The 22,464-nt window shown below is 75.0% G+C and carries 20 protein-coding genes; 5 read left to right on the forward strand and 15 right to left on the reverse strand.

Translation table 11 applies throughout. The annotated features are described in order from the left end of the window. Positions 1–82: 82 nt before the first annotated feature. From fabF to AC2TEW_RS22065, 5 genes are all read right to left on the reverse strand, one after another. On the reverse strand, positions 83–1,348 hold the full coding sequence (gene fabF / locus AC2TEW_RS22045) for a beta-ketoacyl-ACP synthase II (RefSeq protein WP_484625047.1): 1,266 nt from the start codon (positions 1,346–1,348) through the stop codon (positions 83–85). Positions 1,349–1,451: 103 nt separating this feature from the next. Next, complete coding sequence (locus tag AC2TEW_RS22050) at positions 1,452–1,694, reverse strand: acyl carrier protein (RefSeq protein WP_033825980.1); 243 nt, start codon at positions 1,692–1,694, stop codon at positions 1,452–1,454. A 93-nt stretch (positions 1,695–1,787) separates the two neighbouring features. Continuing rightward, the gene (locus AC2TEW_RS22055) at positions 1,788–2,819 is read right to left on the reverse strand and encodes a beta-ketoacyl-ACP synthase III (protein WP_484625048.1); all 1,032 of its coding nucleotides are present in this window, start codon (positions 2,817–2,819) and stop codon (positions 1,788–1,790) included. Then, positions 2,816–3,760, reverse strand: coding sequence for an ACP S-malonyltransferase (locus AC2TEW_RS22060; protein ID WP_484625049.1), 945 nt, complete (start codon positions 3,758–3,760; stop codon positions 2,816–2,818). Before AC2TEW_RS22060 ends, AC2TEW_RS22055 begins: the two co-directional genes overlap by 4 nt. Before the next feature lie 89 nt (positions 3,761–3,849). After that, on the reverse strand, positions 3,850–5,046 hold the full coding sequence (locus AC2TEW_RS22065; protein WP_082527268.1) for a PucR family transcriptional regulator: 1,197 nt from the start codon (positions 5,044–5,046) through the stop codon (positions 3,850–3,852). A gap of 197 nt (positions 5,047–5,243) precedes the next feature. Here AC2TEW_RS22065 and AC2TEW_RS22070 point away from each other — a divergent pair, with 197 nt between their 5' ends. Further along, a complete protein-coding gene (locus AC2TEW_RS22070; RefSeq protein WP_484625050.1) occupies positions 5,244–6,020 on the forward strand; it encodes a pirin family protein in 777 nt (258 codons plus the stop codon). Between the two features lie 22 nt (positions 6,021–6,042). Here AC2TEW_RS22070 and AC2TEW_RS22075 read toward each other — a convergent pair whose 3' ends face one another. Further along, positions 6,043–6,876 (reverse strand): serine hydrolase domain-containing protein, encoded by an 834-nt coding sequence (locus AC2TEW_RS22075; protein ID WP_484625051.1) that lies wholly within the window; start codon positions 6,874–6,876, stop codon positions 6,043–6,045. Positions 6,877–6,983: 107 nt separating this feature from the next. Here AC2TEW_RS22075 and AC2TEW_RS22080 point away from each other — a divergent pair, with 107 nt between their 5' ends. Both AC2TEW_RS22080 and AC2TEW_RS22085 read left to right on the forward strand, forming a co-directional pair. Next, positions 6,984–7,454, forward strand: a complete 471-nt coding sequence (locus tag AC2TEW_RS22080) for a MerR family transcriptional regulator (RefSeq protein WP_484625052.1) — start codon at positions 6,984–6,986, stop codon at positions 7,452–7,454. After that, entirely contained in the window at positions 7,451–8,455 is a 1,005-nt protein-coding gene (locus AC2TEW_RS22085) for an aldo/keto reductase (protein ID WP_484625053.1), read from the forward strand. Before AC2TEW_RS22080 ends, AC2TEW_RS22085 begins: the two co-directional genes overlap by 4 nt. A 75-nt stretch (positions 8,456–8,530) precedes the next feature. Here the strand turns inward: AC2TEW_RS22085 and AC2TEW_RS22090 are convergent, their stop codons facing one another. Further along, the gene (locus AC2TEW_RS22090) at positions 8,531–9,112 is read right to left on the reverse strand and encodes a TIGR03086 family metal-binding protein (protein WP_484625054.1); all 582 of its coding nucleotides are present in this window, start codon (positions 9,110–9,112) and stop codon (positions 8,531–8,533) included. A 116-nt stretch (positions 9,113–9,228) separates the two neighbouring features. On the opposite strand from AC2TEW_RS22090, the gene AC2TEW_RS22095 reads away from it, so the two are divergent. Continuing rightward, entirely contained in the window at positions 9,229–10,200 is a 972-nt protein-coding gene (locus tag AC2TEW_RS22095; RefSeq protein ID WP_484625055.1) for a helix-turn-helix transcriptional regulator, read from the forward strand. Here the strand turns inward: AC2TEW_RS22095 and AC2TEW_RS22100 are convergent, their stop codons facing one another. From AC2TEW_RS22100 to AC2TEW_RS22130, 7 genes are all read right to left on the reverse strand, one after another. Next, positions 10,201–11,385, reverse strand: a complete 1,185-nt coding sequence (locus AC2TEW_RS22100) for an alpha/beta hydrolase (RefSeq protein WP_484625056.1) — start codon at positions 11,383–11,385, stop codon at positions 10,201–10,203. Between the two features lie 175 nt (positions 11,386–11,560). Further along, the gene (locus AC2TEW_RS22105) at positions 11,561–11,959 is read right to left on the reverse strand and encodes an MmcQ/YjbR family DNA-binding protein (protein WP_484625057.1); all 399 of its coding nucleotides are present in this window, start codon (positions 11,957–11,959) and stop codon (positions 11,561–11,563) included. 40 nt (positions 11,960–11,999) lie between these two features. After that, positions 12,000–13,232 carry an acyltransferase family protein gene (locus tag AC2TEW_RS22110; RefSeq protein WP_484625058.1) on the reverse strand — a complete coding sequence of 411 codons (1,233 nt, stop codon included), beginning with the start codon at positions 13,230–13,232 and terminating at the stop codon, positions 12,000–12,002. After that, positions 13,222–14,373: an alpha/beta hydrolase gene (locus tag AC2TEW_RS22115; RefSeq protein ID WP_484625059.1), complete on the reverse strand. Its 1,152-nt coding sequence runs from the start codon at positions 14,371–14,373 to the stop codon at positions 13,222–13,224. The genes AC2TEW_RS22110 and AC2TEW_RS22115 overlap by 11 nt, the downstream gene beginning before the upstream one ends. Positions 14,374–14,817: 444 nt before the next feature. Beyond that, positions 14,818–15,492: a response regulator gene (locus tag AC2TEW_RS22120; protein WP_484625060.1), complete on the reverse strand. Its 675-nt coding sequence runs from the start codon at positions 15,490–15,492 to the stop codon at positions 14,818–14,820. After that, positions 15,489–16,781 (reverse strand): sensor histidine kinase, encoded by a 1,293-nt coding sequence (locus tag AC2TEW_RS22125; protein WP_484625061.1) that lies wholly within the window; start codon positions 16,779–16,781, stop codon positions 15,489–15,491. The genes AC2TEW_RS22120 and AC2TEW_RS22125 overlap by 4 nt, the downstream gene beginning before the upstream one ends. 183 nt (positions 16,782–16,964) lie before the next feature. After that, the gene (locus AC2TEW_RS22130) at positions 16,965–17,675 is read right to left on the reverse strand and encodes a TetR/AcrR family transcriptional regulator (protein ID WP_484625062.1); all 711 of its coding nucleotides are present in this window, start codon (positions 17,673–17,675) and stop codon (positions 16,965–16,967) included. 274 nt (positions 17,676–17,949) lie between these two features. On the opposite strand from AC2TEW_RS22130, the gene AC2TEW_RS22135 reads away from it, so the two are divergent. Beyond that, entirely contained in the window at positions 17,950–19,560 is a 1,611-nt protein-coding gene (locus tag AC2TEW_RS22135) for an MFS transporter (RefSeq protein ID WP_484625063.1), read from the forward strand. Positions 19,561–19,642: 82 nt separating this feature from the next. On the opposite strand, the gene AC2TEW_RS22140 is transcribed toward AC2TEW_RS22135, so the two are convergent. Next, positions 19,643–22,420, reverse strand: coding sequence for a GH92 family glycosyl hydrolase (locus tag AC2TEW_RS22140; protein WP_484625064.1), 2,778 nt, complete (start codon positions 22,418–22,420; stop codon positions 19,643–19,645). Between the last annotated feature and the right edge of the window lie 44 nt (positions 22,421–22,464).

A 22,464-nucleotide genomic window follows, 5' to 3' on the forward strand; every position in this document is an offset into this window, starting at 1 on the left:
CGGCCCGGCACCACGCACCGGGGCCCCCGTCCGCGAGGTGATCGCGGCGGGGGCCCCGGTGCGTTCAGGGTCCTTCGGGCCGTCAGGCCGAACGGAAGGCCAGCACCACGTTGTGGCCGCCGAAGCCGAACGAGTTGTTGAGCGCCGCGATCCGGCCCTCGGGCAGCTTGCGGGGCTCACCGGTGACGATGTCCGCGTCGATGTCGTCGTCGATCTGGTCGACGTTGATGGTCGGCGGGGCCAGGCGGTGGTGCAGGGCCAGCACGGTCGCGACGGTCTCGATGCCGCCGGCGCCGCCGAGCAGGTGGCCGGTCATGGACTTGGTCGCCGAGATCGCGACGTGGTCCAGGTGCTCGCCGAGCTCCTTGCGCAGCGCCTTCACCTCGGCGGTGTCACCCTGCGGGGTGGAGGTGGCGTGCGCGTTGACGTGCACCACCTCGGCCTTGTCCAGGTCGTTGCGCTCGAACAGGTCGGCGATGGCGCGGGCCACGCCGGCGCCGGTCGGCTCCGGCTGGGCGATGTGGTGGGCGTCCGAGGACAGGCCCTGGCCGACGGCCTCGCAGTAGATCCGGGCGCCGCGGGCGGCGGCGTGCTCCGCCGACTCCAGCACGACCACGCCGGCGCCCTCGCCGAGCACGAAGCCGTCCCGGCCCTTGTCGTACGGGCGGGAGGCGTGCTCGGGGTCGTCGTTGTTCTTGGACATCGCCATCATGTTGGAGAAGGCGACGATCGGCAGCGGGTGGATCGCGGCCTCGGTACCGCCGGCCACCACGACGTCGGCGCGGCCGCTGCGGATCATCTCGATCGCGTAGCCGATCGCCTCGGCGCCGGAGGCGCAGGCGGAGACGGGGGTGTGCACACCGGCCCGGGCGCCGACCTCCAGGCCGACGTTGGCGGCCGGGGAGTTGGGCATCAGCATCGGCACGGTGTGCGGGGAGACCTTGCGCACGCCCTGCTGCTTGAGCACGTCGTACTGGTCGAGCAGGGTGGTGACGCCGCCGATGCCGGAGGCGATCACGGCGCCCAGGCGCTCGGGGTGGAGCTTGGAGGACAGATCGGTGGCCGGGGTCTCGTACCCGGCGTCGGCCCAGGCCTCGCGGGCGGCGATCAGCGCGAACTGCGCCGAGCGGTCCAGCTTGCGGGCCAGCGGGCGGGGCAGGATCTCGCCCGGCTCCACGGCGGTGCGCGCGGCGATCCGGACCGGCAGGTCGGCGGCCCACTCCTCGGTCAGCGCGGCGACCCCGGAACGGCCGGCGAGCAGGCCCTCCCAGAACGAGGCGGCGTCGCCGCCCAGCGGCGTGAAGGCGCCGATACCCGTGACGACCACGGTGCGGTTTTCAGCGGTCACTGGTTTCTTCTTCTCTCACGTTGTTCAGGGGAGGGGCGGGCTGAGGGGGAGGGGAGGGGTGGCCGGGGTGCGCCGAGGCACCCCGGCCGGGTTCAGCCGGTGATCAGCTGTTGGCGATGATGAAGTCCACCGCGTCGCCGACGGTCTTGAGGTTCTTGACCTCGTCGTCCGGGATCTTCGCGCCGAAGCGCTCCTCGGCAGCCACGACGACCTCGACCATGGACAGCGAGTCGACGTCCAGGTCGTCGGTGAAGGACTTGTCGAGCTCGACGTCCTCGGCCGGGATGCCGGCGATCTCGTTGACGATCTCGGCGAGACCGGCCAGAACCTCGTCCTTGGTAGCCATAGTGGCTGCTCCTCTTCGGTGTTGAAAGCGAACGGTCCGGCGGACCGTCGCAGGTTTCCTCGACGGCGGGGATGCCCTCGGTGGCTTGGATGCCTAGGGGAGAGTAACGACTGCGGCCGCGTAGACCAGACCCGCCCCGAACCCGATGATCAGCGCCAGGTCGCCGCTCTTCGCCGCACCGCTCTCCAGCATGCGCTCCATCGCCAGCGGGATGGAGGCCGCGGAGGTGTTGCCGGTCTCGACGATGTCGCGGGCCACCGGCACCGACTCGGGAAGCTTCAGTGCCTTGATCATCGTGTCGGTGATCCGCATGTTGGCCTGGTGCGGGATGAACGCGCCGAGCTGGTCGGCGGTGATCCCGGCGGCGTCCAGCGCCTGCTGCGCGACCTTCGCCATCTCCCAGACCGCCCAGCGGAACACGGTCTGACCCTCCATCCGCAGGGCCGGCCACTTGACCTCGTCGCCGGCGCCGTTGACGGCGTCCTCCTTGGCGAACGCGGTGTCCCAGGCCTGGGTCTGCGAGATGACGTCGCGCTGCGAACCGTCCGAACCCCAGATCACCTTGCCGATGCCGGGGACCTCGGACGGGCCGACCACGGCCGCGCCCGCGCCGTCACCGAAGATGAAGGCCGTGGAGCGGTCCGAGGTGTCGGTCAGGTCGCTGAGCCGCTCGACGCCGATCACCAGCACGTACTCGGCGCTGCCGCCGCGCACCATGCCGTCGGCCAGGCCCAGGCCGTAGCCGAAGCCGGCGCAGGCGGCCGAGATGTCGAACGCCGGTGCGGTGCCGCAGCCGAGCCGCTCGGCGATCTCGGTGGCGATGGCCGGGGTCTGCTTCAGGTGCGAGACGGTCGCCACGATGACGCCGCCGATCTGCTCGGGGGCGATCCCGGCCTGGGCGATCGCCTTGCCGGCCGCCTGCACCGACATCTCGGCGACGGTCTCCTCGGGACCGGCCCAGCGGCGCTCGGCGATGCCGCTGCGCGAGCGGATCCACTCGTCCGAGGACTCGATCCAGTTGAGCACCTCGGCGTTGGGGATCACCCGGACCGGGCGGTAGCCGCCCACACCGTGGATCCGGGAGAACTGGGCGCCGGTGGCGGGCTTGATCTGCGGGTTGGTCATGCGTCGTTCTCCTGACCGCCGTGGACCGCGACGAGCTCACGGGCCTTGTCGAGGTCGGCGGGGGTCTTCAGGGCCAGCGTCGCGACACCCTTGACGTTGCGCTTGACCAGGTTGGTGAGGGTGCCGGCCGGCGACAGCTCGATCACGGCGGTCGCACCCAGCTGCTGGATGGTCTCCATGCACAGGTCCCAGCGGACCGGGTTGGAGACCTGCGCGACCAGGCGGGAGAGCACCTCGGCACCGGTGGCGACGGCCTCACCGTCCCGGTTGGAGACGTAGGTGACCAGCGGGTCCGCGGTGCTCAGGGTCGGCGCCAGCTTCGCCAGGCGCTCCACCCCGGGGGCCATGTGCTCGGTGTGGAAGGCGCCCGCGACCTTCAGCGGGATCAGCCGGGCGCCGGCCGGCGGGTCGGCCTTCAGCGCCGCCAGCTGGTCCAGCGTGCCGGCGGCCACCAGCTGGCCGCCGCCGTTGTTGTTGGCCGCGGTCACGCCGTACTCGGCGAACTTCGCGGCCACCGCCTCGGGGTCCCCGCCGAGCACGGCGGTCATCCCGGTCGCGGTCTGCGCGGCGGCGTCTGCCATGCCCAGGCTGCGCTCACGGACGAAGGCCAGCGCGTCCTCGGCGCTCAGCACCCCGGCCAGCGCGGCCGCGGTGATCTCGCCGACGCTGTGGCCGGCCACCGCGCCGACCAGCTCGCGCGGCACCGGGCCGGCCGGGAACAGCTCGCCGGCGGTCAGCAGTCCGGCCGCGACCAGCAGCGGCTGGGCGACGGCGGTGTCCTTGATCTCCTCTTCGGAGGCCTCGGTGCCGTAGCGGACCAGGTCGAGGCCGGCCACGGTCGACCACTGCCGCAGCCGGTCGGCGGCGCCGTCCAGTTCAAGCCAGGGGTTGAGGAAGCCGGGAGTCTGGGCACCCTGTCCAGGGGCGACGATTACGAGCACGGTTCAACCCTCTCTCGCCGGACGCCCGGGGGCGGGTAGGCGACGGTAACGAAGAAAAGCACGTCGGCTTGTGGAGTCTCCACAGTGCCTCAGCCCTGCTCGGCCACCGAGCCCAGGCGCCCGAGCGCCAGGGCGATGCGCAGGGTGAAGGCCGAACGTACGTCGGACGGAGCATAGCCGGTGACGTCCGTCACACGACGCAGCCGGTAGCGCACGGTATTTGGGTGAACGAAGAGCATCCGGGCGGCCCCTTCGAGTGAGGACGCCTGCTCCAGGTAGACACTCAGCGTCTCCAGCAGTGCCGACCCGGCCTCCTCCAGCGGTGTGTAGATCTCCTCCACCAACTGCTGCCGGGCCACCTCGTCGCCCGCCAACGCCCGTTCCGGCAGCAGGTCGTCGGCCAGCACCGGGCGCGGCGCGTCCGGCCAGGCCGCGCAGGCCCGCAGGCCGGCGGCGGCCGCGTGCGCCGAGCGGGTCGCCGACAGCAGGTCGCCCACGGTCGGGCCGACCACCACCGGGCCGGGGGCGAACTGGCCGATCAGCGCCCGGGCCGCGTGCACCGGCTCCTTGTCGCCGCCGACCACCACCACCAGCCGCCGGCCCAGCACCCCGGTCAGCACGTGCAGCTTGGCGTACCGGGCCGCCCGCCGGATCGCCTCCACCACCAGTTCGCTGTCGCCGTCCGGTGCGCTGCCCATCACCACCCGGACCTGTTTGGGCTGGCCCCAGCCGAGCGCCGCCGCCCGCGACAGCACGCCCTCGTCGGCGTCGCCGGACAGCAGCGAGTTGACCACCAGCGCCTCCAACCGGGCGTCCCAGGCGCCGCGCGCCTCGGCGGCCTGGGCGTACACCTGGGCGGTGGCGAAGGCGATCTCACGGGCGTACACCAGCACCGACTCGCGCATCCCGGCCTCGTCGCCCGGGGCGGCCACCTCCTCGATGGCCTCCTCCATCACCTCGATCGTGGTGCGGATCAGCTCGACCGTCTGGCGCAGGGTGATGGCCCGGGTCAGCTCGCGCGGCGCGGTGCCGAAGACGTCCGTGGAGATCGCCTGCGGCGCCTCCGGGTGCCGGTACCACTCGGTGAAGGCCGCGATGCCGGCCTGCGCCACCAGCCCGATCCAGGACCGGTGCTCCGGCGGCATCCGCCGGTACCAGGCCAGCTGGTCGTCCATCCGCGCGATGGCGGCGGTGGCGAGCTTCCCGGCGGACTTCTCCAACCGCTTGAGGGTCGCCACCCGCAGCTCGGCCCGCTCGGCGGCGAGCTTGCGCTCCTGCGCCGTCAGCCGGCCGGTCCGGCCGGTGGCGGGCGGCTTGGCCGCGGCTGGACGGGCGGGCGCCGCCTTCTTGGCGGCGGACTTCTTGTCGGGACTCGCTGAAGCGGCTGGCACAGGAACAAGACTGCCTCACCGGAGGACGTGCTGGTGCACACCCCCACCGGAACCACCGGGTGGGCCAGGTCACACCCGTTACGGTAGGCACCGTGACCGACACCCGAGAGCGTCCCCGCGCCGACCTGCGCCGGGCCCCCGAGCGCTACCTCTCCACCCCGGCGGCGGGCATCGAGACCCGGCACGCCTTCTCCTTCGCCGGGCACTACGACCCGAAGAACACCCACTTCGGCGCGCTGCTCGCCTGCAACGAGGAGACCCTCGCCCCCGGCGCCGGGTACGAGGAGCACCTGCACCGCGACACCGAACTGCTGACCTGGGTGGTCTCCGGCGCGCTCGCCCACCGGGACGGCGACGGCCACGCCGGTGTGGTCCGCCCCGGCATGCTCCAGCACCTCAGCGCCGGGCGCGGCGTGCGGCACACCGAACGCAACGTCGGCGGCGCCGACACGCCGGTCCGCTTCGTCCAGCTCTGGCTCCAGCCGGACGAGTTCGCCGCCGACCCGGCGTACGGGCTGCGCCGGGTCGACCCGGAGCCCGGCGGACTGACCCTGCTCGCCTCGGGCCTGGCCCGGGACGCCGGGACCGCGGCCCTGCGGCTGCGCCGCAGCGACGCCGCGCTGTACCTGGTCACGGCCGGGCCGTGGCAGCCGCTGCCCGACCTGCCCCCGGCGCCGTTCCGGTACGCGCACCTGACGGTGGGTTCGGTCGGCTACCGGACGGTGCCGGGCCCGCAGGGCGGCGGCCGCTCGCTGGAGCCCGGCGACAGCGTCCGGATCACCGGACCGGCCTTCGCCGACCCGGTGGCCGGTCCGGACGGCGCCCAACTGCTGCTGCTGGAGATGCACTCCGGGCTCGTGCTGGGGTGAGCGCCGCCCGCGCGGCCGGGACTCAGCCGTTCAGCTCGGCCAGCACGGCGTCGGTGAACCGCGGCCACACCTCGGCGGCCCACGGCCCGAAGTCGCGGTCGGTGAGGGCGACGCAGGCCGCCCCGGCGGCCGGGTCGACCCACAGGAAGGTGCCGGACTGGCCGAAGTGGCCGAAGGTCGCGGGCGAGCTGGTGGTGCCGGTCCAGTGCGGGGCCTTGTCCCCGCGGATCTCGAAGCCCAGACCCCAGTCGTTGGGCCGGCGGTGGCCGAAGCCCGGGAGCACCCCGCTGGTGCCGGGGAACGCGACCTCGCGGGTGGCGGTGTGCACGGTGCCCGGGTCGAGCAGCCGGGGGGTCTGCAACTCGGCGGCGAACAGCGCCAGATCGGCCACCGTGGACAGGCCGCCCGCGCCGGCCGGCGAGCGGTGCGCCGTGTTGATCAGGGTGGAGTGCATCCCCAGCGGCTCGAACACGGCCTCCGCGACGTACTTCCCGAACTCGATTCCGGCGGCCTGCTGAAGGGTCTGCGCCAGTACGTCGAAACCCGCGTTGGAGTACAGCCGCCGGTTCCCGGGCGGGGCCATCACCCGGTGCTCGTCGAAGGCCAGCCCCGAGGTGTGGGCCAGCAGGTGCCGGACGGTCGAACCCTCCGGGCCGGCCGGGTCGTCCAGTTCGAAGACCCCCTCCTCGACCGCGACCAGCACGGCGTACGAGGTGAGCAGCTTGGTCACCGACGCCAGCGGGAACAGCTGCTGCTGCGGGCCGTGCCCGCCCAGCACCGCGCCGTCGGCGCCCCGTACCACCGCCGCCGCAGCGTTCGGCACCGGCCAGTCCTCGATCATCCGCAAGCTCTGCATGGCCGGAACTCTAGCGATCCGGGCCGCCGGCACGCGTGCGAGGCTTGCTTGGAGTGCACTCCAACTCGCTAGTTTCGTAGTCGTCGCCGATCACCGGGGGTCACACCATGGCAACGCTCGCACCGATCCAGGCCGACCTGCTCAGCTGCGAGGAGGCCTACCACCGGCAGGCGGACCTGCCCGCGGACCGGACCCCGCGGCACGCCATCGGCGAGGTCGCCGCCGCCAGCGGACTGACCGCGCACACGCTGCGCTGGTACGAGCGGATCGGTCTGCTCGACCCCGTCGACCGCTCCTACTCGGGGCAGCGCCGCTACAGCGACGCCGACCTGACCCGGCTGGCCTTCCTGGGCCGGCTGCGGCTGACCGGCATGCCGGTCGCCGACATGCTCCGCTACGTGGAACTGGTCCGCCTCGGCGCCGACACCTACGACCGGCGGCGGGACCTGCTGGTCGCGCACCGCGAGGAGGTCCGGCGCCGGCTCGCCGACCTGCACGCGACCCTCGCCGTCCTCGACTACAAGATCGACCTGTACTCACGTCTCCCCGAGGCCGGGGAGCAGAAGGAGAGCGCATGACCCTCCCCACCACCGCGCTCGGCACCGGCGGCCCCGTCGTCGGCAGCCAGGGCCTGGGCTGCATGGGCATGAGCGAGTTCTACGGTCCGACCGACACCGCCGAGGCACTCGCCACCCTGGACGCCGCGCTCGCGGCCGGCGTCACCCTCTTCGACACCGCCGACGTCTACGGGTCCGGCCACAACGAGGAACTGATCGGCCCGTTCGTGCGGGCCAACCGGGACCGGGTGGTGCTGGCCACCAAGTTCGCCATCGAGCGCCGCGCCGACGACCCCTCCTACCGCGGGGTGCGCAACGACCCGGCGTACGTCCGGGCCGCCGTCGACGCCTCGCTGCGGCGGCTGGGCGTCGAGGTGATCGACCTCTACTACATGCACCGCCGCGACCCGCGGGTGCCGCTGGCCGAGTCGGTCGGCGCGATGGCGGAGCTGGTGCAGGCCGGCAAGGTCCGCCACCTCGGGCTGTCCGAGGTGACCGGGGACGAGCTGCGCGAGGCGCACGCGGTGCACCCGATCGCCGCGCTGCAGTCCGAGTGGTCGGTGTTCTCCCGGGACGTCGAGCGGACCGCGGTGCCCGCGGCGGCCGAGCTGGGGGTCGCGTTCGTCCCGTACTCGCCGCTCGGGCGGGGATTCCTGACCGGCGCGTTCACCGCCGCCGAGCAGCTGGCCGCGGACGACTACCGGCGCAGCCACCCGCAGTTCAGCGGGGACAACGCGGCCCGCAACGCCGCGCTGGTGGCGCCGATCCAGAAGATCGCCGCCGAGCGCGGGGCGACCGCCGCGCAGGTCGCGCTGGCCTGGGTGCACCAGCGGGCCGAGGTGCACGGGCTGACCGTGGTCCCGATCCCCGGCACCCGCAAGCGCTCCCGGCTGGCCGAGAACACCGCGGCCGCCGCGCTGCGGCTGACGGCCGCGGAGCTGGCGGCGCTGGAGCCGGTCGCCGGGCAGGTGACCGGGGACCGCTACGCCGACATGACGTTCACCTCGGCCGGCCGCGAATGACCGGCCGCGAGTAACCGGGGGCGAGCGGCCGCCCGTGGGCCGCGGCCGGTGCGGCCGCGGCCCACGGGCCGTCGCTCAGACCGCCCGGCCCAGCCAGGCGGCCAGCCGGGTGGTGGCGTCGGCGCCTTCGGGCGCGGGCCGGACCGGGCCGAACGGCAGGTCGCCGCCGCGCGGCTCGGCCGGCAGGACCTGCTCGGCGACGGCGAGCGCGCCGAGCGCCAGCTCCTCGTCGAGCACCGTCGAGGCGTCGACGACCCGGGCGATGTCCCAGGTGTGGGTGACCGCCTCCATCACGTACCCGGCGAGCCCGAACCGGCCCGGCATCCGGCCCCACGGCACCTCGGCGGGCCGGTCCAGGGTCGCGTCCGCGGCCCAGGCCGCCTGGGCCCGGGCCTTGGCCCGGTCCAGCGCCGCGCCCCAGCCGTCGTCCTCGATCTCGCCGGCCGCGGCCGCCACGTCCAGGCTGCGGCCGCCCTCGCCGACGTACGCGATCCGGTGGATGCCGCCCAGGGTGTGGCTCAGCAGCGCCCGCAGGTCGTACTCCTCGCAGGGGGTGGGCCGGTCCAGCAGATCGGGCGTCACCAGGGCGACCACCTTGCCGAGCTGGTCCAGCGCGCGCAGGTAGTCGGGGCGGGGGTCGTAGGCGGTGTCCGTCATGGGGTGCTCCTCGTGATGCGTCGTGATGCGCCGTGATGCGGCGTGCGGTTCGGGCTACGACGGACACTCTCCCGGGTATACCTGACATCTTGTGTCAGGTTTTAGAGTGGGTTTCCGTGAAGGCCGACCGACTGCTCTCGATCCTGCTGCTGCTCCAGACCCGGGGCCTGGTGCCCGCCGCCGAACTGGCCGAGCGGCTGGAGGTGTCGGTCCGCACGATCTACCGGGACGTCGAGGCGCTGTCGGCGGCCGGGGTGCCGGTCTGGGCGGAGCGCGGCCGGGCCGGCGGGATCAGCCTGCTCCCCGGCTACCGCACCGACGTCACCGGGCTGACCGCCGACGAGGCGCGGGCGCTGTTCGTGCTGGCCGCGGCCGGGACCCACGACGCACTGGGCCTGGGCGAGGCGATCTCCACCGCGCTGCGCAAGGTGATGGCGGCGCTGCCCGCACCGCACCGCCCGGCGGCCGAGCGGACCAGCGAACGGATCCTGGTCGACCCCGAGCGCTGGCTGCGGGTCGGCCCCGCGCCGGTCGAACTCGGCGAACTGCAGCGGGCGGTCTTCGCCGATCTGCGGCTGGAGCTGTCCTACCGGCACAGCGGCGCGGCCGCCCCGAACGGGTACACCGTCGACCCGTACGGGCTGGTGAGCAAGGCCGGCGTCTGGTACCTGGTGGCGGACCTCGACGGCGACCCGCGGCTCTTCCGGGCCGACCGGGTGCGGGCGGCCCGGGTCCTCGACGAACCGGTCCGGCGGCGGCCGGGGTCGGGCCTGCCGGAGGTCTGGGCGGTGCTGCGCGAGCGGATCGAGGAGCAGCCGGCCGACGTCCTCGTACGGGTCCGGGTGCGGCGGCACCGGCTGGACATGTTCACCCGGATCCACGCCGGGCTGCTGGCCTCGCCGCCGTCCGGCGACGATCCCGGGTGGGCCGAGGTGCGGCTCGGCCTGCGGTCGGTGGAGGCGGCCAGGGCGGTGCTGGCGTTCGGGGCGGACGTCGAGGTGATCGACCCGCCGGAGGCCAGGGCGCAGCTGGCCCGGGCCGCCGCCGACGTGGTCGCGCTGTACGCGGGGGACCGGCCGGCCGGCTGATCAGGCGACGGTCGGCGGGTGGCTCACGGTGTCGTAGCGGCCGAGCGCGATGGCGCCGAAGTTGTGCAGGCTGGCGGTGCCCGGTGCGAAGTAGCCGTTGTGGCCGGCCGCGCCGGTCGAGGAGACCTCGGTGGCGCCGAAGCCGGAGCTGGTCGGGTCGGCGCCGTGGCCGAGGCCGCCGACCTCCAGGTACGGGACGTTGCCGATCCAGTCGGTGCGGTTGCGGGTGGCCCAGACCGCCACCCCGGGGCCGAGTTCGCCGGCCGACTCCACGCCCATGCCGGGACTGCCGAAGACCACCATGTCGGTCCTGCGGGCGGCGTCGATGCCGGGCGCGGCCGTGCCGCAGACCACCGAGCCGTAGGAGTGGCAGAACAGCGCGGGCGGGACGTCCGGGTGGGTGGTCGCCCGCAGGCCGTCCAGCAGGCGCAGCAGGCGGGGCGCGGCGACGTCGGCGAGCCGGGCGGTGACCGCGTCCGGGCCGAGGCCGGACGGGGTGACGTAGCCGGTCCAGGCGATCACCGCGGTCCGGGTGCCGGGGGCCTGGTGCTGCTCCTCGGCGAGCAGTGCGCGGGCCATCCCGGCGGGGGAGCGCAGCGGCTCGGAGGACTGGTCGTGGTGGCCGAGGTCGGCGTCCGAGCCGGGGACCAGCACCGACACCCGCTGGGCGGTGGCCAGGTCGCCGAAGACCTCGCTGACCAGGCCGCGGCCGCGCGGGTCGAAGGCGAGGATCTGCCGGCCGTCGGCGAGCAGGTGGTCGGAGTCGTTGGCGCGGGAGACGGCCAGTGCCCGGGTGCCGGCGTCCAGCCGGCGGTCGGCGGCGCGGGCCCGGGCGCGGTCGCGCTCGGCCGTGATCGCGAGCCGGTTGGCGTGGTAGCGCAGCGGCAGCGGGGCGCCGTCCAGGTTGCCGACCACCAGCGGGTAGGCGGTGGCCAGGCGCTCGGCCTCGGCGGGGCTCAGCGAGGCGAAGAAGGCGGCGACCGAGGCCGCGGTGGCGGAGGCCGGGTCGGGCAGGTCGCGGCCGAGCGAGTGGTCCGAGACCCAGGCGGCGCTGCCGGCCGGCGGGGTGGCGATGGCGACCTGCTCGTTGGCGGCGGCGGCCTGGGCGGCGGCGGCGCCGGCGTCCACCAGGACCACGCAGCCCGCGAAGGCGCCTATCAGGATGCGCTTGACCCTGCGCTGCATGGCGTTCACTCCTCGGGCCGGTGAGCGTCACAGCGGGCCGGGCCCGATGGTGCTACGACTGCCAACTACACGTCAGCCAGCGTAGAGGCAGGGCGCAGCCGAGGGCGGCGTTCAAACTGTGTTCTGGCTCACATTCGCCCGTGTGAGTGGCGTTACCTGACCGGATCCGACCGGTTCACCGCTCGTCCACCTGCGGACCGCCCGCGGTCCGTCCGTCCGCGCGCCGCCCGTCCGCCGTCCGCCCGTCGACCAGGGCGTGCAGCCGCTTCGGTGCGACGCTGCGCCAGGCCTCGGCGAGCAACTCGCCCAGCTCCCCGGCGTCGACCCGGTCGAGCTGCACCAGCACCCAGCCGTGCCGCCCCACGTACGGGGCGAAGGCGTACGTGTCGGGGTCGGCCGCGAGCAGCTCCGCCTGGTCCTCCTTGGAGGCCTTGACGCAGACCCGGCCCGAGTCCGGGCTCCCCATCGCGAAGATCTTCTTGCCGACCCGCAGCGTCACCTGGTCCCAGGTGGGCTGGGCGTGCGCCTCCGGCAGGTCCAGCGCCAGCGCCTCGAACTGATCGAACGTCACCATCCCGCCAGCGTACGGCCGGGCGCCGACAGCCCGGCGCACCTCACACCACCCCCAGCGCGTACACCGTGAACGCCGCCGCCCCCGCCCCCACGGCGGCCCGCCACAGCCGGGACGGCCACGGTCCGTCGAACCGGCGGGCCGGGCCCGCGAGCACCGCCAGCACCAGCCCGAACACCGGCAGCCACGCCAGCCGGGCCAGCACCCACCCGAGCGAGGACGGCTCGGTGGTCAGACCGGGCACCGCGCCCGCCCGCGACAGCGGCAGCGCCACCGCGAACATCGCCGTCTGGTGCCAGCAGAAGATCGTCATCGCGGACAGGTTCACCGCGACCACCGGCAGCCACAGCGCCGGCCGGCGCAGCAGCCGGGCGATCCGCTCGCGCAGCAGCACCGCCGCGCCGCACTGCACCGCCGCCAGGGCCAGCACCAGCAGCGACGGCGGATGCGAGTTGGTCCGCGCCGCCCCCGGCACGCCGACCATGCTGGCCGGGTAGTGGAACACCGCCAGCAGCAGCGCGAACAGCACCGCCCCGCCCGCCAGCAGCACCGCCCCACCCGCCCGGCGCAGCCGCCCCTGGGCCCAGGACACCCCGAGCTGGTAGCCGAACAGCCAGCCCGGCAGCAGGTTCACCAGCGCCAGCCAGGACGGCACCGCCTGCGCCCACGGCCCGTACCGCAGCACGTCGACGGCCGCGACCACGGCGAGCAGCGGGGCCGCCGCCCAGGCCCCGAGCCGCCGGCCGGCCGCCAGGCAGTACGGGGTCAGCGCGGTCAGCACCAGATAGATCCCGATGTACCAGAGCGGCTGCACCACCAGGACCGAGCCGGTGCGCACCGTCCCCTCGGGCACCCCCGCCGTCCGCAGCACCGGGATCAGCACCGCCCACACGGCGGCCACCCCGAGCACCGGCCGCAGCAGCCGCACCGCCCGCCCGCGCAGCCAGCCGCCCAGGCCGCTGCCGCGCTCCCGGGCCCGCTCCAGCGACTTCGCCGCCGAGTACCCGCCCACCAGGAAGAACAGCCCGAGCAGCTGCAGCCCCCAGCTGAACGGCGCCAGGAAGCCCAGCGAGGACAGCGGGCTGGCGTTGTGCAGCACCCCGTCCCCGGCCGCCACGGAGAACCCGCCGAGCAGCCAGTGCCCGGTCGGTACGGCCAGCAGGGCCAGCGCCCGCAGCCCGTCCAGTGCCCGGTCCCGGCTCGCGGGGGTGCGGGCGTCGGTCAGGGCCGCGGCCCTGCGCAGGGGAGCGCCGAGGCGCTGCAGGTCAACGCGCATCGCGGCACCCCGGATCCCGGTCGGCGCAGCGGACGCCGGCGGTGTCGCCGAGCGCCAGGGCCGCGAAGTTGGCGAGCGAGGCGGTGCCGGGGGCGAAGTAGCCGCTGTGGCCGTGCGAACCGGCCGAGGAGACCACCCGGGCGCCGAAGCCGGTACCGGTCGGGTCGGCGCCGTGCCCCAGGCCCAGCACCGACACGTGCGGCACCCGGCCGATCCAGTCCGCGTCGTTCCGCTCGGCGGCCCACACCGGCACCCGCAGGTCGGCCGCCCGGGCCGTCTCCATCCCGGGGGAGCCGAGCACCACCAGGCCCGCGGCCTGCCGCGGACCGAGGTCCGCCCGGGCGCACACCACCGAGCCGTAGCTGTGGCAGAACACCGTCGCCGGGCCGGTCCGCGCGGCCAGCCCGTCGAGGAACCGCCCCAGCCGGGCGCCGCCCGCCACCGCGAGATCGGCGGTGGCCGCGTCCACCCCCACCCCGACCGGCGTGGTGTACCCCGCCCAGGCGACCACCGGGACCCGCCCGCCGGTCGCCGCCCGCAGCGCCCGGGCCATCCCGGCCGGCCCGGCGTACGGTTCGCCGTCCCGGTCGTAGTCCCCCAGGTCGACGTCCGAACCCGGCACCACCACGGCCGGCCGGCTGCCCGGCGACAGCTCGCCGAACACCTCGACCACCTGGCCGCGGCCGCGCGGGTCGAAGGCCAGGATCTGCCGGCCGGCCAGCGAGGCGTACCGCTGCGCCCGGGCCAGTGCCTGCGCCCGCGCGGCGGCGCCCAGCGTGCCGTCCTCGGCGGCGGCCTGCTCGCGGCGCTGCTGGTCCTTCAGCGCCAGTGCGTTGGCCCGGTACCGGACCTCGACCGGCACCCCGTCGAGGTTGCCGGTCACCAGCGGGTGCCGGACGGCCAGCGCATCCCGCTGCGCGGGCGTCAGCCCGGCGAAGAACGCGGCCACCTCGGCGGGCGCGGCACCCACCGGATCCGGCAACCGGACCCCCAGGACGGTGTCCGCCCGCCAGGCCGCACTCCCCGGCGGCGGCCCCGTCACCGCCACCTGGCTGCCGGCCGCGGCCGACGCCCCCACTCCCACCGCCACCGTCGCGGCCACCACGGCGGCCGCCAGGGCCCGCCTGAATCGCAGCAGCATCGCTGCCCTCCCTCTCGTCCGTGAACGAGAGGAAGCTAGGAGCACGACACCCCACGGAACGTCGGCCCACGGAGCCAACTCGGGCCTGCCACCGCAGTACTAGGGGTACCCCCGGGGGTGGAACCGCGCGAGCAGCGGCCCGCCGGGCCGTTCGCCCTGCGCCTGCGGGCGCCGCCGCGTTCGGGGGCGCTTGCGGCTCTGGCCAGGCTGTTTTTAGGGGCGCGGGGAACTGCGCGAGCAGCGGCCTTGTGGGCCGTTCGCCCTGCGCCTGCGGGCGCGCCGCCGTATTCGGGGGCCCTTGCGGCTCTGGGCAGGCTGTTTGCAGGGGCGCGGGGAACTGCGCGAGCAGCGGCCCTGTGGGTCGTTCGCCCTGCGCCTGCGGGCGCCGCCGCCGGGGGCTTCACCCTCCGTGCCGGCCCGCCGCCGGGCGCCCCCGCCCCGCCCCTACTGCCCCGGCGTGACCAGCCCCGACTCGTACGCGAGCACCACCGCCTGTGCCCGGTCCCGCAGCCCGAGCTTCCCCAGCACCCGCCCGATGTGCGTCTTGACGGTCTGTTCGGCGACCACCAGACGGGCCGCGATCTCCTGGTTGGACAGACCCCGGGCGATGAGCTCCAGCACCTCGGTCTCCCGCGGCGTGAGCCCGTTGAGCCGCAGCGCCGGATCCCGCCGCGGCGCCGGCCGGGTCCGCGCGAAGTCCTCGATCAGCCGCCGGGTGACGGACGGTGCCAGCAGCGCCTCGCCGGCCGCCACCACCCGGACCGCGGCGATCAGGTCGGCGGGCGGGGCGTCCTTGAGCAGGAAGCCGCTGGCCCCGGCGCGCAGCGCCTCGTAGACGTAGTCGTCCACGTCGAAGGTGGTGAGCATCAGCACCTTGGGCCGGTGCACCACGCCGGCCGGGGGGTCGAGCAGTCGGCGGGCCGCCTCCAGGCCGTCCATCTCGGGCATCCGGACGTCCATCAGCACCACGTCGGGGTGGGTCCGCCCGCTGACCTCCAGGGCCTGCCGGCCGTCGGCGGCGTCGCCGACCACGTCGATGTCGCTCTGCGCGTTCAGCAGCGCGGCGAAGCCGGCCCGGACCATCGCCTGGTCGTCGACGATGAGTACGCGGATGGTCATGGAGTGCTCTCCCCCGGGGCGGTGACTGGCAGGACGGCGGCCACCCGGAAGCCGCCTTCCGGGAGTGCGCCGGTGTCCAGCCTCCCATCGAGCAGCCGCACGCGTTCGCGCATCCCGACCAGGCCGTGCCCGGTGCCCTCGGGCGCCTCCACGGCGTCCCCGTCCCTGTGGCCCTCCGCCGCCGCGTTGACGACGGTGATCCGCAGGGCGCCGTCCTCGGCGGCCAGCGAGATCCAGGCCTCGGCGCCGGGCGCGTGCCGGACCACGTTGGCCAGCGCCTCCTGGACGATCCGGTACACCGACAGGTCGAGCGCGTCGGGCAGCGGCAGCAGCGCCTCGACCTCGGTGCCGACGGTCAGTTCGGCCGAGACCCCGGCCTGGGCGACCGTCTCGACCAGCCGGCCGAGGTCGCGGACGCCGGGCTGCGGGGTGCGGTCGGGGTCGGCGTGCTGCTCGCTGCGCAGCACGCCGAGCAGCCGCCGCATCTCGCCGAGCGAACTGCGGGCGGCGGCGGCGATGGTGGCGAACTCGGCGGCGGCCTCGGGCGGCAGCCCGGTGAGCCGGTAGGGGGCGCTGTCGGCCTGGACGGTGATCACCGACATGTGGTGGGCGACCACGTCGTGCAGCTCGCGGGCGATCCGGGTGCGTTCCTCGAGCAGCGTGCGCAGACCGCGCTCGGCCTCGCTGATCTGCTCCTGTTCGGCGAGCCGCCGACGGGCCTCGCCGCGTCCGCGCAGGCTCCAGCCGAGGAGCAGCGTCGCGCCGGCGAGCACCACGGCGACCGCGGGCGCGCCGCCGGCCCGGTGCTCGAACGCCGCCGCGGCACCGACCGTCCCGAACGCGGTGACCAGCCAGACGGCCAGCAGGGCCTGGCCGCTCTCCCGCAGGGCGAGGGCGGCCAGCAGGAACAGGTAGCCGATCAGGGTGGCGGCCGGCCACGGCCACGGCCCGGCGCCGGCCGGGCTGCCGGCCGTGAGGGCGGCGGTGGCGGCGGTCGCGGCGGCGATGATCCACCAGGCCGGCAGCGGCCGCCGGACGGCCAGCAGCAGCGGGACCGTCTGGGCGAGCGAGAGCACCGCCGCCGGGTAGCCGTCCAGGCCGTACGAGCCGGTCAGGACCACGATGTCGATCGGCAGCAGGGTGACGACCAGGACCGCGGCGACGGCCCACGGCAGGGCCCGCAGCCACGGGGTGGGCGCATCGGCGAGCAGCGGGCGGCGGTCGGGGGAGGGGGAGGCCAGGCTGCGGGGGAGTTCCTGGAGCCGGTCCTGGAGGGTGGGACTCTTCACCCGGCCCGAGCGTAGGGCCCGGGGCGCCGGATGTCGTCGTACCGGGGTGCCGGGCCGGGTGTCGTACCGGGGTACTACCCGGCCGGCCGGTCACGCGCCCGCCCGTCCGTCTGCCCGCCCGTCCGTCTGCCCGTCTGTCCGTCTGCGCGCCCGTCCGTCTGCCCGGCCGGGCGCCCGGGGGTCTCAGGACCGCCAGGAGCCGGCCAGCGCCGGGCCGAGCTGGTCGAAGTGGCGTTCGATCAGCTCGATCATGCCGTCCGGCCCGGTGTCGTTGCCGTCGGTGTGGGTGCTCCAGGACAGGTGCGAGATCCGGACCACGGCGCCGAAGACCGCGGCCAGCAGCCGCGGCCGCAGGTCGGTGGCCGGGTCCAGCCCCTCGCGGTCGGCGAGCACCCGGGCGACCACGCCCTCCTGTTCGGTGGCGCGGCGCAGGTGGGCGGCGAGCAGGGTGGGGGTGGTCTCGATCAGCTCGAAGAGTTCCAGGGCGGCCGTGACGCTCCCGGCGCCGGTGCGGCGGCCGTCGCCGAGGGTGCGCCAGGCCTCGGTGATCGCCGCGCGCATGGCCTGCAGCGGGTTCTCCTCGGCGGGGCGCTCGCGCAGGCGGGCGATGAAGAAGTCCTCCGCGTCGGCCATGACGGCCAGCGCCACCTCCTCCTTGTTGGCGAAGTAGCGGAAGAAGGTGCGCTGCGAGACGTCGACGGTGGCGGCGATCTCGTCGATGGTGGTGTCGCCGTAGCCGCGGTTGAGGAACAGCGTGTGCGCGGCGTCGACCAGGGCGTCCCGGGTGCGCTGCTTCTTGCGCTCGCGCAGTCCGAGGACCCGGCACCCGGGGTCGGCCGCGGCGGAGGGGGCCTTGGCGGACACGGCCGCCGGCGCGGTCGCACGCGCGTTCACGGGCGCGGTCGCAGGTGCGTTCGCGGGCGCGGGGTGCGGGGAGCCCATGGTGGGGGCCTTTCGACTGCGGGGTGGCCGGCAGCTCCACTGTAGCGCTCTGACATATGTCAGCATGAGTCACAAGTCACGGTTTGCCGAATGTCAGTAGCTGACATAATCTCCTCGGGTGGCGCCCGTCAGGCCCGACAGCTCGTGGGGACGGGTGGGCCGGGGCGCCACAGCCCTGCCCTCGTCCCCGGCCCGGTCCGTACCCCAGCCCTCGGAAGGCGTTCTCATGAGCCAGTCCGTCGTCAACACCGGGAAGGCGGACGTACCGCCCCGGCGCGACGTACCCCCGTCAACCCGACGCGGCCTGCAGGGCCACCCGTGGCTGACCCTGCTGACCGTGGCCGTCGGCGTGATGATGGTCGCCCTCGACGGCACCGTGGTGGCCATCGCCAACCCGGCCATCCAGGCCGACCTCGGTGCCTCGCCCGCCGACATTCAGTGGGTCACCAGCGGCTACCTGCTGGCGCTCGCGGTCTTCCTGATCACCGCCGGCAAGATCGGCGACCGGTTCGGCCACAAGTCGACCTTCCTGGTCGGCGCCACCGGCTTCGCCGCCACCTCGGCCGCGATCGGCTTCGCCGGCTCGATCCAGATGGTCATCCTGTTCCGGGTGCTCCAGGGCCTGTTCGGGGCGCTGCTCCAGCCGGCCGCGCTCGGCCTGCTGCGCGGCGCCTTCCCGGCCGAGAAGCTGAACATGGCGATCGGCATCTGGGGCGGCGTGATCGGCGCCTCGACCGCGGCCGGCCCGATCGTCGGCGGCCTGCTGGTCGAGCACGTCAACTGGGAGTCGGTCTTCTTCATCAACATCCCGGTCGGCCTGATCGCCCTCGCGCTCGGCCTGTGGATCCTGCGCGACGTCCGCAGCGAGAACTCCGCCAAGTCCTTCGACCTCCCCGGCATCGTGCTGCTGTCCGGGGCGATGTTCATGCTGGTCTGGGGCATCATCAAGGCCCCGACCTGGGGCTGGGGCTCGGCCACCACCTGGCTGTTCCTCGGCGGCGCGATCGTCGCGATGGCGGTGTTCGCGTTCTGGCAGACCAAGGCCAAGGAGCCGCTGATCCCGCTCGCGCTGTTCCGCTCGGTGTCGCTGTCGGCGGGCACGCTGCTGATGGTCCTGATGGCCTTCGCGTTCTTCGGCGGCGTCTTCTTCGTCACCTTCTACCTGCAGAACGTGCACGGCATGACGCCGGTGCAGGCCGGTGTCCACCTGCTCCCGATGACCGCGATGATGATCGTCGGCGCGCCGCTGGCCGGCGCCGCGATCGGCAAGGTCGGCCCGCGCATCCCGATCGTCGCGGGCATGCTCTTCACCACCGCGGCCATGCTCGGCATGGCGACCCTGGACGTGGACTCCGGCACCGGCGTGATGTCGCTCTGGTTCGTGCTGATGGGCCTCGGCCTGAGCCCCGTCATGGTCGGCGCGACCGAGGTCATCGTCGGCAACGCCCCGCTGGAGCTGGCCGGTGTGGCCGGCGGCCTGCAGCAGGCCGCGATGCAGGTCGGCGGCAGCCTCGGCACCGCCGTCCTGGGCGCCGTGATGGCCTCCAAGGTCACCGAGGTGCTGCCCGGCAACTGGGCGAGGACCGGCGTCCCGATGCCGCAGGGCGCCGACGCCGAGGGCCTGAAGCAGGCCGCCCAGCTCGGCATCGCCCCGCCGGCCCCGGCCGGCACCCCGCAGAACCTGGTGGACGCGATGGCCGGCGCCGTCCACTCCTCCTTCGTCAGCGGCATGTCGGTGGCGTTCGTGGTCGCCGCGGTGGTCGCGGCGGTGGCGGCCGGGCTCGGCCTGCTCACCAAGCGCGGCGCCAACGAGACCGGCCCCGCCGTCCACATCTGAGGCCCCGCCACCACCCGGCGACGCCCGGTGCCCCGCCGACCCGCCCGGGCCGGCGGGGCACCGTCCGTTCCCCGCCGGGTGGTCAGCGGGGCACCGTCCACGCCCGCGCGCCGGCGCCGGCGCAGTCCGCGAGCTGCACCGGGGTGCCGTCCGCGGTGGCGCCGCCGGCCAGGTCGAGGCACCGGCCCGACGGCGTCGACACCAGCGTGCCGTCCGCCTTCGGCCACCACTGCTGGGCACCGGTGCCGTTGCACTGCCACAGCTGCACGGGCGCCCCGGCGTCGGAGCGGCTCGCGCTGACGTCCAGGCACTTGCCGAGCGCCCGCAGGGTGCCGTCGGAGGCCCGGGTCCAGCGCTGCGCCGCGGTGCCGTTGCAGCCGTACAGCTGGACCGGGGTGCCGTCGGCCGTGCCGCTCGCCCGCACGTCCAGGCACTTCGCCGCCGGGCCGCCGACCGCCCCGGTGACCGGCCGGGCCGGGCCGACGTCGAAGGACGGCGGCGCGTCCGCGGGGTCGCTGCCCCAGCCCGGCGCCGGGTCGGTGCCCAGGGTGAAGTCGAGCCGCCCGCCGCCCCGGACGAAGTCCTCGCCCACCCACGGCCGGGTGGACGTCCGGCCGTCGACCGTCAGCCCGTGCACGTACCGGGCGGCCGCGGACGCCCCCGGCGCGCTCAGCTCGATCACCGGCCCGTCGCCGCCGCGGCGGACGGTGACGGCGGGGAACAGCGGGGCGGCCAGCACCAGTTCCGCCCGGCCGGGCACCTGCGGGTACATCCCGAGCGCCGCCCAGACCGCCCAGGCGGAGAGCTCGCCGAGGTCGTCGTTGCCCACCTCGCCGTCCGGGCCGTCGCCGAACAGCGTGGTCAGCGCCCGCCGGACGACGTCCTGGGTCCGGTCGGGCCGCCCGGCGTAGACGTACGCCCACGGGACCTTCAGGGAGGGCTCGTTGCCCATGAACGCGTGCTCCGAGCCCGGACCGGCGTTCAGGTCCGCCAGGAAGCCGTCCAGCCGGGCCGTGACGGCGCCGTCGCCGCCCATCGCGTCGAACAGGCCGCGGTGGTTGTACGGCACCATCCAGGTGTACTGGGCGGCGCTGCCCTCCACGTACTCGTCCTGCTGGTCCGGGGCGAAGGCCGGCCACCCGTGGTCGGACCGGCGCGGCTGCAGGTAGCCGCCGGCGCCGTTGAACAGGCTGCGCCAGCCCGTGGACCGGTGCATCAGCAGGTCGTACGAGGCGCCGTCGCCGATCCGGGCGGCGAGCTGCGCCACCGCGAAGTCGGCGGAGGTGTACTCCAGCGTGGTCGCCGCCGATCCCCACACCCCGTCGGTGCCGGTCGGGACGAATCCGAGCGCGTCGTACGGGCCGTGGCCGGGTCGCTCCCGGTCGTCCTGGCGGCCGGCCACCGCCTGCCGGACCAGCGCGGCGGCGTCGAAGCCGGTCGCGCCGAACGCGTGGATCCCGGCCGCGATGATCGGCAGTGGGTCGCCCACCATCACCCCGGTACCGTCGGCGGCCAGCGTCCAGCGGTCGAAGTAGCCGGCCCGGGCGCCCTGGTCGACGATCGACGCCGCGATGTCGGCGGCCTCGGCGGGCGCCAGCAGGGCCAGCAGCTGGGTCTGCGAGCGGTAGACGTCCCAGCCGGAGAAGTCCGCGTACCGTGCGTGCCCGGCCGGGGCGGTGTGCACCTGCCCGTCGAAGCCCGGGTAGCGGCCGTCGGTGTCGCTCAGCACGCTCGGGTGCAGCATCGCGTGGTACAGCGCGGTGTACAGGACCCGCCGCTCCCGGGTGGTGCCGCCGTCGACCGCGACCCGGCCGAGCAGGTCGTTCCACGAGCTCCGGGCCGCGTCCCTGACCTGGTCGAAGCCGGCCCCGGCCTGTTCGGCGGCCAGATTGGCCCGGGCGCCGTCGACGCTGACGAAGGAGATCCCGACCCGGGCGGTCACCGTGCGCGCGGCCGAGGTGTCGAAGGAGACCAGGGCCCTGGCACCGGACGCCCGGGGGGCGGCCCCGGGCCGGACGCCCTCCGGCTGCTCACCGCCGCCCGCCGGCCGGGCGGCCTGCGCCGCGGCGGTCCTGGCCGGCTGCCGGGCGATCCCCTTGCTCGATCCGCTCGCACTCCTGCGCCCGGTGTCGACCCGGCCCTCCGTGACGACGCCGGAGCTGCTGAACGGCCGGTCGAAGACGACCGAGAAGTAGATCCGGTAGCGGTTGGCGGTGCCGCAGAAGCCGCCGCTGTCGGTGTAGCCGGAGATCGAGTCGGTGCCCAGGGCCAGGTATCCCGAGGTGTCGTTGAAGCCCTGGCCCGGGTCGACGGTGAGCGAGGCGGTGTGCCCGGCCGGGTAGCTGAACCGGGCGATGCCGGAGCGCGGGGTGGCGGCCAGCTCGGTCCGCACCCCGTTGCCGAAGGTGACCGCGTACGAGCCGGGCGAGGCCGACTCGTCGGCGTGCGAGAACTCGGCGAAGTCGGCGGGGGCGCCGTCCAGCACCGGCAGGAACGGGATGTTCCCGTAGTCGTCGCAGCCCGCCCCCGAGATGTGGGTGAGGCTGAAACCCCGGATCCGGTGGTCGTCGTAGACGTAGCCGCCGAACTGGTGGTCCACGGTGTCCGGGCTCCACTGCACCATCCCCAGCGGCGCGGTCGCACCCGGGAAGGTGTTGCCGGCGCCGTCACCGACACCGAAGCTCGGCGCCCCCGGCCTGGTTCCGACATGCGGGACGACGTACTGCGCCGGGTCGGCGACGGTGACCCGGCCCGGCGCGCGGGCGGCGGCCACGGGGGCGGCCGCGACGGGGGCGGCCGCGACGGCGGACGCGCAGACGGCCAGCGCGAGCGCGGCACGGACGGTGCGGGCGTTCTTCAAGGAGCCTCCTGCCGGGCCGCGGTCGGGCGGCCCCGGCGGGGGTG

It is taken from the genome of Kitasatospora sp. NEAU-CNBT7 (genome assembly GCF_057220535.1).

Excerpts from the sequence above, each read along its gene's own strand:
- AC2TEW_RS22105 (WP_484625057.1), bottom strand. The coding sequence starts at position 11,959 with ATGGTGACGTTCGATCAGTTCGAGGCGCTGGCGCTGGACCTGCCGGAG.
- AC2TEW_RS22080 (WP_484625052.1), top strand. The coding sequence starts at position 6,984 with ATGGCAACGCTCGCACCGATCCAGGCCGACCTGCTCAGCTGCGAGGAG.
- AC2TEW_RS22090 (WP_484625054.1), bottom strand. The coding sequence starts at position 9,112 with ATGACGGACACCGCCTACGACCCCCGCCCCGACTACCTGCGCGCGCTG.
- AC2TEW_RS22075 (WP_484625051.1), bottom strand. The coding sequence starts at position 6,876 with ATGCAGAGCTTGCGGATGATCGAGGACTGGCCGGTGCCGAACGCTGCG.
- AC2TEW_RS22120 (WP_484625060.1), bottom strand. The coding sequence starts at position 15,492 with ATGACCATCCGCGTACTCATCGTCGACGACCAGGCGATGGTCCGGGCC.
- AC2TEW_RS22115 (WP_484625059.1), bottom strand. The coding sequence starts at position 14,373 with ATGCTGCTGCGATTCAGGCGGGCCCTGGCGGCCGCCGTGGTGGCCGCG.
- AC2TEW_RS22100 (WP_484625056.1), bottom strand. The coding sequence starts at position 11,385 with ATGCAGCGCAGGGTCAAGCGCATCCTGATAGGCGCCTTCGCGGGCTGC.
- AC2TEW_RS22085 (WP_484625053.1), top strand. The coding sequence starts at position 7,451 with ATGACCCTCCCCACCACCGCGCTCGGCACCGGCGGCCCCGTCGTCGGC.
- AC2TEW_RS22050 (WP_033825980.1), bottom strand. The coding sequence starts at position 1,694 with ATGGCTACCAAGGACGAGGTTCTGGCCGGTCTCGCCGAGATCGTCAAC.
- AC2TEW_RS22055 (WP_484625048.1), bottom strand. The coding sequence starts at position 2,819 with ATGACCAACCCGCAGATCAAGCCCGCCACCGGCGCCCAGTTCTCCCGG.
- AC2TEW_RS22135 (WP_484625063.1), top strand. The coding sequence starts at position 17,950 with ATGAGCCAGTCCGTCGTCAACACCGGGAAGGCGGACGTACCGCCCCGG.
- AC2TEW_RS22110 (WP_484625058.1), bottom strand. The coding sequence starts at position 13,232 with ATGCGCGTTGACCTGCAGCGCCTCGGCGCTCCCCTGCGCAGGGCCGCG.